Annotated in this window: 9 protein-coding genes; 8 read left to right on the top strand and 1 reads right to left on the bottom strand. The window is 32.7% G+C overall.

Going from position 1 to position 11604, the window contains the following annotated elements; translation table 11 throughout:
• Positions 1 to 259: 259 nt before the first annotated feature.
• Genes rsxC through T537_RS0102045 form a run of 6 tightly spaced genes read left to right on the top strand, consistent with a single transcriptional unit; the run spans position 260 to position 5313 of the window.
• Positions 260 to 1579: an electron transport complex subunit RsxC gene (rsxC, locus tag T537_RS0102070; RefSeq protein WP_027438197.1), complete on the top strand. Its 1320-nt coding sequence runs from the start codon at positions 260 to 262 to the stop codon at positions 1577 to 1579.
• A 14-nt stretch (positions 1580 to 1593) separates the two neighbouring features.
• Positions 1594 to 2577 carry an RnfABCDGE type electron transport complex subunit D gene (locus T537_RS0102065; RefSeq protein ID WP_027438196.1) on the top strand — a complete coding sequence of 328 codons (984 nt, stop codon included), beginning with the start codon at positions 1594 to 1596 and terminating at the stop codon, positions 2575 to 2577.
• 3 nt (positions 2578 to 2580) lie between these two features.
• Positions 2581 to 3219 carry an RnfABCDGE type electron transport complex subunit G gene (locus tag T537_RS0102060; protein ID WP_027438195.1) on the top strand — a complete coding sequence of 213 codons (639 nt, stop codon included), beginning with the start codon at positions 2581 to 2583 and terminating at the stop codon, positions 3217 to 3219.
• Positions 3219 to 3923 (top strand): electron transport complex subunit RsxE, encoded by a 705-nt coding sequence (gene rsxE, locus T537_RS0102055; RefSeq protein WP_027438194.1) that lies wholly within the window; start codon positions 3219 to 3221, stop codon positions 3921 to 3923. The genes T537_RS0102060 and rsxE overlap by 1 nt, the downstream gene beginning before the upstream one ends.
• A 1-nt stretch (position 3924) precedes the next feature.
• Positions 3925 to 4497: an electron transport complex subunit RsxA gene (gene rsxA, locus T537_RS0102050; RefSeq protein ID WP_027438193.1), complete on the top strand. Its 573-nt coding sequence runs from the start codon at positions 3925 to 3927 to the stop codon at positions 4495 to 4497.
• A 15-nt stretch (positions 4498 to 4512) separates the two neighbouring features.
• Positions 4513 to 5313 carry an RnfABCDGE type electron transport complex subunit B gene (locus T537_RS0102045; RefSeq protein WP_031556008.1) on the top strand — a complete coding sequence of 267 codons (801 nt, stop codon included), beginning with the start codon at positions 4513 to 4515 and terminating at the stop codon, positions 5311 to 5313.
• Between the two features lie 183 nt (positions 5314 to 5496).
• Here the strand turns inward: T537_RS0102045 and T537_RS0102040 are convergent, their stop codons facing one another.
• Positions 5497 to 6813 carry a sensor domain-containing diguanylate cyclase gene (locus tag T537_RS0102040; RefSeq protein WP_197018729.1) on the bottom strand — a complete coding sequence of 439 codons (1317 nt, stop codon included), beginning with the start codon at positions 6811 to 6813 and terminating at the stop codon, positions 5497 to 5499.
• Positions 6814 to 7406: 593 nt separating this feature from the next.
• Between T537_RS0102040 and T537_RS0102035 the strand changes: the two genes are divergently transcribed.
• On the top strand, positions 7407 to 10307 hold the full coding sequence (locus tag T537_RS0102035) for a YfhO family protein (protein WP_031556003.1): 2901 nt from the start codon (positions 7407 to 7409) through the stop codon (positions 10305 to 10307).
• Positions 10291 to 11604, top strand: a complete 1314-nt coding sequence (locus T537_RS0102030; protein ID WP_031555999.1) for an ATP-binding protein — start codon at positions 10291 to 10293, stop codon at positions 11602 to 11604. The genes T537_RS0102035 and T537_RS0102030 overlap by 17 nt, the downstream gene beginning before the upstream one ends.

The following is an 11604-nucleotide window of genomic DNA, read 5'->3' as shown; positions in this document are numbered from 1 at the left end:
ATGTCATTTTTTGTCTATTATATACGAAAATATATGCAAAAAAAAGTAGATTTATTTTTCTTAATGATATAAAATAATCAAGTAAGAGATTTTAGTTAAAATTTATCATTAAGAAAATTAATGGTAAATGCTCTAAATCTAACTCACCAAAAGTTCTATTTTTCAGAGCTTTTAGTGAGTTATTTTTCGTTTAAGGACTTTGTTTGATTTATAACAAACGAAAATAATAGAGCAAAAAACAAAAAAAGGAGAGAATGTCATGGGAAAGTGTACATTTAAGGGAGGTATACATCCTTACGATGGCAAAGAATTATCTAAGGATAAGCCTATTAAGGAATTGTTCCCAGCTGTTGGCGAGATGGTTTTTCCACTTTCACAGCATATTGGAGCACCTGCCGTACCCGTTGTAGAAAAGGGTGACTACGTATTAGCTGGACAGCTTATAGCCCAAGCAGGCGGATTCGTATCTGCGAATATTCATTCATCTGTTTCAGGTGTTGTAAAAGCTATCGAGCCAAGAACACTTGCTACTGGTGGCAAGTGTAACTCTATCATTATTGAAAATGATGGAGAGTATAAGGAGATAGAGTATAAGGGACTTGAGTTTTCGGACTTAACAAAAGAAGTAATTCTTGAAAGAATTAAAGATGCAGGTGTTGTTGGTATGGGTGGCGCTGGTTTCCCAACTAACGTAAAATTATCACCTAAGAATCCAGAAAATATTGATTATATCATTATTAATGGTGCAGAATGTGAGCCTTATCTTACTTCAGATTATCGTAGATTAATTGAGGAAGGCGATAAGGTTGTATTAGGTCTTAAGGTTGCTCTTAAGATTTTTGATCATGCTAAGGGTATTATTGCTATTGAAGATAATAAGCCTGAAGCAATTAGAAAAATCAAGGAATTAGTAGCTAATGAACCAAACATTGAAGTATGCGAATTAAAGACAAAGTATCCACAGGGTGGTGAGCGTAGTCTTATTTATGCAACTACTAAGAGAGCTATTAATTCATCAATGCTTCCAGCTGATGCTGGTTGTATCGTACATAATGTTGATACAGCATTTTCTATTTATTTAGCTGTAATTGAAGGTAAGCCACTTACAAAGAGAATTTGTACAGTAACAGGCGATGGAGTTAAAAATCCTGGAAACTTCTATGTATGGCTTGGTACTAACTATAGACAGCTTCTTGAGGCTGCTGGCGGTCCTGTAGGAGAACCAGAAAAGTATATCTCTGGTGGTCCTATGATGGGATTTGCTATGTATAGCCTTGATGTACCTGTTGTAAAGGGAAGTTCTTCACTTCTTGTATTTAAGGAAGATGAGGTTTCTAAGGTATCTGCTAGTGCATGTATTAGATGTGGTAGATGTGCAGAAGGATGTCCAGAGCATTTACTTCCAACAAAGCTTGCAGAGTTTGCATCTCGTGGAGATGAGGCTGGATTTGTTAAGTTCGATGGTATGGAATGTGTAATGTGTGGTAGCTGTTCTTATGTATGTCCAGCTAAGAGACCACTTACTCAGCAGATTAAATCTATGAGAAGTACAGTACTTGCTAATAGAAGAAAGAAGTAGAAAGGAATAAAAACATGAGCGAGATTTTTAACGTTTCAACAAATCCACATGTGCGTAGTAAGGTAACTACTCAGTCAGTTATGCGCGATGTTTTAATTGCCTTAACACCTGCTTCGCTATTTGGTATTTATAATTTTGGCTTTGATGCATTAATTAGAATTATTGTTGGTATTGTTGCCTGTGTAGCTATTGAGGCTGTATATCAATATTTTATGCATTTAAAGGTTACAGTATCTGACTTAAGTGCTGCAGTTACTGGTTTACTTATTGCACTTAATATCCCATCAACACTTAATGTGGGATTTGAAATTGTAGGATGTGCTTTTGCAATTATTATTGTTAAGCAGTTATTTGGTGGCCTTGGTCAGAACTTCATGAACCCTGCCCTTGGTGCTAGATGCTTCTTACTTATTGCATACACAGGTCCAATGACAAATTTTGTAACAAAGCATTCATTTGCTGTTGATGCCTACACTGGTGCTACACCACTTGCAATCTTAAAGCCAGGTGCAGAAGTAGTTGCTAGTCAGCCAAAACTACTTGATATGTTTATTGGTACTACATCAGGTGTTATTGGTGAAACATCAGTAATTTGCTTACTTATTGGTGCTATTTATTTACTTTGCAAAAAGATTATTAGCTGGAGAATCCCAGTTGCATATATTCTTACATTTGCAGTACTTATTTTCTTATTAGCTCCAGGACACAACTTTGATTGTGTTTATTTAGCTAAGGAAATCTGCGGTGGTGGTTTAATTCTTGGTGCATTTTTCATGGCAACAGATTATGTAACATCACCAATTACTCCAAATGGTAAGTTAGTATTTGGTTGTTTACTTGGTATCCTTACATTCATCTTTAGAATGTATGGTGGTTCTGCAGAAGGTGTTTCTTATGCAATTATCTTTAGTAACTTACTTGTACCTTTAATTGAGAAGGTAACAGTTCCAAAGTCATTTGGTAAGAAAAAGCCAGAGAAAAAGAAGGAGGTAGCTTAAATTATGGGAAAGATTTTTAAAGATGCCTCAGTTCTATTTATTATTACATTAGTTGCAGGTGTGTTACTTGGTTTAGTTTATCAGGTAACTAAGGAACCAATTGCAGCTCAGAATGAAAAAGCAAAACAAGAGGCTTATGAAACAGTACTAGAAAGCGCAGATGAATTTGAAGTTATATATAGTGAAGAAGACCCAGATCAAAAGGCTTGGCTTACAGAATGTTTAAGCAATGCATCTGAGGATTTTTCTAAGGATGATATTTCAGAAGTTGTAGCTGGTAAGTCAAATGGTGAAACAGTAGGTTATGTAATTACTGTAGTAGCACATGATGGTTATGCAGGAGATATTAAGTTCTCTGTAGGTGTTTCAAAGGAAGGAGAATTCCTTGGCACATCAATTCTTGCAATTGGCGAGACAGCTGGTCTTGGTATGAGAGCTAAGACAGATCCTTCATTCTTAAATCAGTTTAAGGGTGCAACTACTAATAAATTTAGCTTAGTTACAGATGGTACAGGTGCTACTGATGGAGATGAAGTAGTAGATGCTATTTCAGGATCAACAGTTACATCAAAGGCTATGACTAAGGGAATTAACGCAGCACTTGCTGTATTTGAAAAATTAGCTGAAGGAGGTAACAACTAATGAATAAGTGCGTAGAACGTTTATATAACGGTATTATTAAGGAAAATCCTACACTTGTACTTACTCTTGGTATGTGTCCAACACTTGCGGTTACTACATCAGCAATTAATGGTATTGGTATGGGACTTTCTTCAACAGTGGTTTTAGTATTATCAAACCTTGTAATTTCACTTTTAAGAAAAGTTATTCCAGATGGTGTTAGAATGCCAGCATTTATCGTAATTGTAGCATCATTTGTAACAATGGTTCAGTTCCTTATGCAAGGATTCCTACCATCACTTTATGATTCACTTGGAATTTATATTCCACTTATTGTTGTTAACTGTATTATTCTTGGTAGAGCAGAGAGCTATGCATCTAAAAACCCTGCACTTCCATCAGCATTTGATGGTCTTGGTATGGGACTTGGTTTTACAATAGCTATTACAATTCTTGGTGCTTGTAGAGAATTACTTGGTGCAGGAACAATCCTTTCAACAGGTTCATCTGCTTTAGTAGATTTAACTAAGTTTGGTTACACACCAGCAAGTATCTTTATTTTAGCTCCTGGTGCATTCTTCATGCTTGCAATGCTTGTTGCAATTATGAATAGAGTAAAGAGAAGCAAGGGAATGAAGCCTGCTAAGGTTCCAGATTACCTTGATGGTGATACAGACGAACTTGGTCACAAGCTAGGTTCATTAGATGATAAGGAGGAGGCATAGTATGAATTTACTTATAATTGCTATTTCAGCAGCACTTGTTAATAATGTTGTATTAAGTCAGTTCTTAGGATTATGTCCATTCCTTGGTGTTTCTAAGAAGATTAACACAGCTGCAGGTATGGGTGGCGCTGTAATTGGAGTTATTACAATTTCGTCAGCTATTTGTAGTCTTATTTATGATTTTATTTTAACTCCACTTGATTTAGTTTATTTAAATACAATCGTATTTATCTTAGTTATTGCAACACTTGTACAGTTTGTAGAAATGTTACTTAAAAAGACAAGTCCAGCGCTTTATGAAGCACTTGGTGTTTATCTTCCTTTAATTACAACAAACTGTGCAGTACTTGGTATTGCATTAACAAACGTTCAGAATAGCTATAATTTCATTGAATCAGTTATTTCTGGCTTAGGTACAGCAATTGGTTTTGCTATTGCTATTATTATTATGGCTGGTATTCGTGAACGTAATGAATATAACGATATTCCAGAAAGCTTTAAGGGAATGCCTATAGTTCTACTTACAGCAGGACTTATGTCAATTGCATTCTTTGGCTTTTCAGGAATTCTATAAAAGGAGGAGTATAAGATGGGAGTAGTTATTGCAGCTGCAGTAGTTAGTATAACTGGTTTACTTCTAGGCCTCTTCCTTGGTGTAATGGGAAAGAAGTTCTACGTTGAAGTAGATCAAAAAGAAATTGATGTAAGAAATGAATTACCTGGTAACAATTGTGGTGGTTGTGGATATGCAGGTTGTGACGCCCTAGCTAAGGCTATTGCAGCAGGAGAAGCAGCTATTGATGCTTGTCCTGTTGGTGGTGCACCAGTTGCAGCAAAAATTGGTGCAATTCTTGGCCAGGAAGCTACAGAATCGGTTCGTATGACAGCTTTTGTAAAGTGTTCAGGAACATGTGATAAGGCTAAGGAAAACTATGTTTATACAGGCGTTGAAAAATGTGTAGCTATGAACGTAGTACCTAATGGTGGTTCAAAGGCATGTACATATGGATGTATGGGCTATGGCTCATGTGTAGATGCATGTCAATTTGATGCAATCCATGTAATTAATGGAGTTGCTAAGGTAGATAAGGAACAGTGTAAGGCTTGTGGCAAGTGTGTTGATATCTGTCCAAGAAACTTAATTGAACTTATTCCATATAAGCCAAAGGCTAAGAGAAAATTCGTAGTTGAATGTGCTAATAAGGATAGGGGTAAGGCAGTTATTGATGTATGTAGCACAGGTTGTATTGGATGTGGAATCTGTGAAAAAACATGTAAGCTTGATGCAGTTCACGTAGTAGATAATGTAGCAGTTATTGACTATAGTAAGTGTGTTGGCTGTGGCATGTGCGCAGAAAAATGTCCAAAGAAAGTTATACATGAACACTAGCGCGAAGCGCACTAAAATGCGCGAGGTTCCCGTAATTGACTGGCGCGAATGTGCGATGCAGATATAATTAAAAGGGCGTGTGAAAAAATGATTTCTCATTTTTTCACACGCCCTTTTCCTTAGCTAATCGAACAAATATACGAGTGTTTTTAAAAAGCGAAATATATTGCCACATAAAAAGATTTATTCTCTTCCATAAATACTATACCCATTCTTGTCACGTTTCTTAACATAATAAAGCGCCTTATCCGCTGCTTTATAAAGTTCCTCATAGCTATTGCCATCTTTAGGATAGGCCGAAATGCCTATACTTACTGACATTTTCACCTTCTTATCTTCCTCTTCAATGGTCCAATTAAATAAATCAATAAGTTCTAATGCCTTCTTTTCAATAGCCTCCTTATTTATAAGAGTTGGTGAAAAGACCATAAACTCATCTCCACCTAGTCGCCCTACAATGTCGCAGGCTCTAAAGTCTTTAGAGAGCTCTTTAGCAAATTTCTTTAAAATCTCATCTCCTTTAGCGTGGCCAAAAGTATCATTAATCATCTTAAAATTATCAATATCAAATATAAACATAGAACCACCAATTTTATTACTATTTGTGCCATTTATAAAGGTTTTTATATTAGTTTGCAAACCCTTTACATTTGATATTTGTGTTAAAAAATCGGTATATATATTATTTTTTAAAACCGCCTTCTCCTCTCTAAAACGATAGAAGTTCATAATTGTAAGCACCATAATCATAGTAACTACATAAATAACAGCGCCTCTAAATATCTTTATAAATTTTCCCGACAAGGTATAATTAGAATTCTTTACCACTAAATACATGCCCAAATCTGGCACATAACTTTTAATAATATAGCCACCCTCCGTATACATATGCTCTTCTTTATTCAAAATATCAGTTTCATAGCTATCCTTATAGGATTCCACAAGATTAACGCTATTAATATCTAGAATTACATTTCCCTCTGTATCCGTTAGATAGACTTCCACATCATATTCCTGATAGCAATAATTCATAAAATCCGTTAAATCAGATAAATAGATTGCACAACTAAGCACCGCTCTTAACTCGCCATTGACTTCCATTTTCCTATCAATAAAGATTACGTACTCATCAGGATTTAACATATCATAAGCTATATCTGCTCCATATTCTAAACCAGACTCAATAAAGTTATCATACCAAACATCTTGTTCATCATTTTTTGAATCTATAACCTTGCCTAAGCCAGAAGGTGTGTAAAACTTATTAGTATCACAAGAAATTAAATACATTGCTTCCCAGTTATTAACATTACATATATTTTCAAGGTACTGCGCCATAACTACTTCAAACTCATCCTCAGGCATTTCATCTTCTTTGTCTAAAATGCTTTGCAATAGATAGTCATTGCTCATTCCTTTAGTGTAATTAATAGGATAAGTTAAAATGGCATTTACATTTCCATAAATTCCATCAAATAATGCATTTGTAGTGTTCGCCACGTCTTTTCTCATAATTGATTTAATACAGGAGTAAGACATAATGGACGCAAAAATAGACCCTATAATTATAATAATAATATTTGTAATTAATAACTTATTGCTTTTTATAAAATTATTCACTCTATTCATCGGATAATCCTCTGTCCCCTAAAACCAGAAATCTCATCACCAATAAAAATATATCTTTAGTAATTATATCATATAAATACATAATTCTCTAGATTAATTATAATTTATTACAATTTATTACACATTTTCATATTTTAAATAATCAAAGGTCTTATTTCTGAAAATATTACTCAACCACAACTGCATACTGCCCTCTTGTATTATAAGCATATCTTGTAGAATCTAAAGAATAGACCTGAATACCTTCTTTCATAGGATCTGCAAATGGCGTAATGAAAAGCGACCGATGGTACAAGAGAATTGTGCGAAGAGGAATAGATTCATACCCTTTTTTAGTGACTTTCCAAAAATCTAAAAATATAAAATCGATAATTTGTTCTAGTATTAAGACCTAACTTGTGATAAAATATAGGAAATATCTGATATTCATATTTGATAATAATAAATAAAAGGCAATGATTAACATGATTAGAATAGATTCTTTAAAAATAAACAAAAGCAAAAATAAGATACTTAGTTATTTAGGACTATACACCTTGGTTTTTCTTGTGGTTATGGTTCTTGTTTTTATGTACAATTTCATTTCAGATAAGACATTTATTTGGAAAGCAGATGGATGGGAACAACACTACAAGGCACTATTATATTATAGTCAGTATCTAAGGGAGTTTTTTTATAAGCTCTTTGTTGAACATAGAATAGAATTTAATCAGTGGGATTTTGCTATTGGTGAGGGTGGAGATGTATTAAACACCCTTAATTATTATGTTATAGGAGATCCATTTGCATTTTTCTCATTCTTAATACCAGCATCTTATATGTATATATATTATGAGCTTATGATTTTACTTCGTCTATATTTGGCAGGACTTGCATTTTCTTACTTTACATATAGCACAGGTAATTTTAAGAAGATGGGTATTTTAACAGGTGCAATTACATATGTGTTTTGTTATTGGGGAATGCTTAATTCCTTAAGACATCCATATTTTTTAAATCCAATGATTACTTTTCCTTTAATCATTCTTGGAGTAGAGCATATCATTAAGAAAAAAAGGCCCTATTTATTTATTTTTTCGGTCTTTGTTGCTGCAATAAGCAATTTTTATTTCTTTTATATGCAGGTTTTACTTACAGTTGGATATGTAGTTATTCGTTTGATTTATTTGTATAAAAAGGACATAAAGATCATACTAAAGATAATATGTACTATTGCCCTAAATTCAATTTTAGCTGTGCTTGTTGCAGCTATTATTCTAATGCCTGTCTTAAATGCTTTTCTTTCAGATTCGCGTTTTAAGACAAGTACACCATTTCATTTGGTTTATCCAATTAAATACTATTTACAGATGATTTCTAATTATGTATCAGAAGGTGATAGTTATTGGCTTTGCATGGGTTTTGCAATTCCAACTTTACTTGCTGTTATATTATTATTTATTAAGCCTAAAAATAGATTCGTTAAATTTGTTTTTGGAATTTCTTTTGTAATAATGCTTATTCCTGCATTTGGTCAAATTTTAAATGGAATGTCATATATGTGTAATAGATGGTGCTTTGCCTTTGCATTGTTGAATGCATATACAATTTGTTTAATGTGGGATGACTTAATTAATATAAAGGTTAAAGAAAGCTTTATTATATTAGTTGTAATGGTTGTTTATATGGGCCTTTGTATAATTATAGAATATGCTAGAAATACTAAGTCATTAACTCAGCTTATGCTTGGTTTAGTACTTCTTATTATTCTTATTCCAGTTTTTAAAAATGAAAATGGGACACCGATTATAAACAAAAAAAGTAAAGAAATTCTTATACTTCTTGTGGCAATTATTAGTATTGCTCTTAATAGTTTTTATAAGAATTCTGTTTCAGGAGAAGGCTATATTAAGGAATGTGTATCAAGTGATGATGTAGGATTTTTGCTTAATAGTAATGAAAATCAGGCATTGATTACTTTCCTTAATAATTCTAATTTGGATACATCCTTTATTAGATATACAGGTTCTAAACTTGATTACAATTCTAATATGCTTTATAACTTGTCATCTTCACAGTATTATTGGACTCTTACTAACCAATTTGTGTCAAGATTTAGATCAAGACTAGGACTTACGCTAAATACGGATCTTCCACATAAATATGCTGGATATGATGATAGAACTTTCCTTTTAGCTTTATCTTCAACTATGTATTATGTGGTAGATATTACAGATAATGTGCAGATTCCTAATGGATTTGTCTATATTGGAAAGTATTTAGGATATGAGATTTATAAGAATGTTAATGCACTTCCCCTTGCTTATTCTTATGATTCCTTTGTGACAGAAGATCAGCTAGGAAATCTTAATGGAGTTGAACTTCAGGAAGTAATGATGAATTCTTTAATTGTAAGTAATAGTGAAGGCAATAAATTAAAGAATATAGAAGGCATTAAAAGTGTAGATGATAAGGATTCTTTAAATGAATTTTATGAAAAAATCGGACTTTCAAGCGAATCTTTGGATTTTGTTGCAAGTCCAGATTCAAAGGATGCCATTGTTAATGATGACAATATTACAATAACTAAGGCTGGTGCTAGTGTAACCTTTACTTTTAATGGTCGAAAAAATACAGAAACTTATTTTGTAATTAATGGCATGGACTATGACTATGCCACAACTTATGATCTTTATAAGGGAAAAACTAAATATGATCCTAATGATAATTACAATAAGGAAGGCTGGGATAATTTAGAATATTATGAAAAAAGCGCTATTTTTAGTGAATGGTTATTCCATAAGATTTCTTCATCTAATGTGGAATTAAATCTTGTGGCATCTAATGGTTCTGTAAAGAATATGCGTTATTTTACACCAAATTATAGTTACTATAATGGGGAGAAGGATTTTTGTGTTAATATGGGTTATTCCAATGATGTAGTTAATTCAATTACAATTACCTTCCCAAAGGTAGGTATTTATTCCTTTGATGACATTAAGATTATGAGTCAGGAGACAGATAAGGTTTCAAGTTACGTTAACAAATTATCTGAATACTCCTTATCAGATATTACAATAGCTAATGATGAGGTTAGTGGTACTCTTGATGCGGATTCTGATAGATTACTTACCTTCTCTATACCATATTCACGTGGTTGGGAAGCTTATATAGATGGAGTTAAGACAAGTGTTTTTGAGGGCAATTTAACTTATATGTCCATATATGTTCCAAAGGGCGAACATACTATTAAACTGGTTTATAATACTCCGCTATTTAAGGAAGGTAAGATAATAAGCATAATAGGAATCATACTTATTATTGCCTATATAATTTCTTATGAAAGACGATTAAAGAAAGGAAAGAAAAATGTACAGGGAAGTTAGTAAATTATTGATTTACAGTAACATAAGCAAAGACAGCATTCTTTATAAGATGTCTGATATTTTCAAGAGTTTTTCTTTAGAAAATTACAACAAGGATGAATTAATAGAAAGAATAAACAACGAGATAAGAAGACTATTAGAAGTTGCAACTGATTATGGATTCAATAATAATTTATGGCACAATTATGTCGCATTTTTACTAATTACTACTGAGAATCCTTTTAGTATTACTTGTGAGAACCAAGGAGCAAGTGAGACTGGAAGTGTTAATATTTTTGCTAAAAAGGATTTTGAAATTTTCTATAATATTTTTAATTACGATTTCAGTAAGATTGAGGAAGAACTTGATATTTCCTGCTTTAGTGTAATATCTAATTATGTATCAATTAAGAAGAGTGAGCTAATGTATAATGCCAATGTTTCAACTAAGGTTCAATCTGTAAGTAAAAAGCTTGAGGCTGCAAAATCTGGAGATGATTTCTTTAATATAATTACGGATTTTTATAAGGCATATGGTGTTGGTATGTATGGCTTAAATAAGGCCTTTAGAATTAAGGAAACAAGTGATGGCACAGACTTTAGTTTAATTCCAATTAATAATATGGATAATGTTGTTCTTGATGATTTAGTTGGATATGAGATTCAAAAGAAGAAATTAATTGAGAATACTGAAGGTTTTGTTATGGGAAGAAAGGCTAATAATTGTTTACTTTATGGCGATAGCGGAACTGGTAAGTCAACATCAATTAAAGCAATTGTTAATATGTATTATGATAAGGGCCTTAGAATGATTGAAATTTATAAGCATCAATTTAAGAACCTTTCAAATATCATTTCGCAAATTAAGAATAGAAATTACAAATTTATAATTTACATGGATGATTTATCCTTTGAGGAATTTGAAATTGAATATAAATTCCTTAAGGCTGTAATTGAAGGTGGCGTTGAGACAAAGCCTGATAATATCCTTATTTATGCAACATCTAATAGACGCCATATCATTAAAGAGACTTGGAAAGATAGAGCGGATGTTGAAGTGGATAATGGTATTCATAAATCGGATAACATGGAAGAAAAGCTTTCATTAGTTAATAGATTTGGATGTCAGATTTATTACGGTAAACCAGGTAAATTTGAATATGAAGATATAGTATTAGAGCTTGCTAAAGACAACAATATTAAATTAAGTAAGGAAGAACTTTTACTAGAAGCTAATAAGTGGGAAATTTCTCATGGTGGATTTTCTGGTAGAACTGCAAGGAATTTTGTAAATTATTGTCTTAGCAAAGAAATGTAA

The organism is Lachnospira multipara LB2003 (assembly GCF_000702205.1).
GTDB lineage: Bacteria > Bacillota > Clostridia > Lachnospirales > Lachnospiraceae > Lachnospira > Lachnospira multipara_A.
The sequence above is the reverse complement of the archived record's forward strand: the minus strand, read 5'-3'. Positions and strand labels throughout refer to the sequence as shown.

Coding starts and splice junctions, on each gene's coding strand:
- rsxC (WP_027438197.1), top strand. CDS start 260: ATGGGAAAGTGTACATTTAAGGGAGGTATACATCCTTACGATGGCAAA.
- T537_RS0102065 (WP_027438196.1), top strand. CDS start 1,594: ATGAGCGAGATTTTTAACGTTTCAACAAATCCACATGTGCGTAGTAAG.
- T537_RS0102060 (WP_027438195.1), top strand. CDS start 2,581: ATGGGAAAGATTTTTAAAGATGCCTCAGTTCTATTTATTATTACATTA.
- rsxE (WP_027438194.1), top strand. CDS start 3,219: ATGAATAAGTGCGTAGAACGTTTATATAACGGTATTATTAAGGAAAAT.
- rsxA (WP_027438193.1), top strand. CDS start 3,925: ATGAATTTACTTATAATTGCTATTTCAGCAGCACTTGTTAATAATGTT.
- T537_RS0102045 (WP_031556008.1), top strand. CDS start 4,513: ATGGGAGTAGTTATTGCAGCTGCAGTAGTTAGTATAACTGGTTTACTT.
- T537_RS0102035 (WP_031556003.1), top strand. CDS start 7,407: ATGATTAGAATAGATTCTTTAAAAATAAACAAAAGCAAAAATAAGATA.
- T537_RS0102030 (WP_031555999.1), top strand. CDS start 10,291: ATGTACAGGGAAGTTAGTAAATTATTGATTTACAGTAACATAAGCAAA.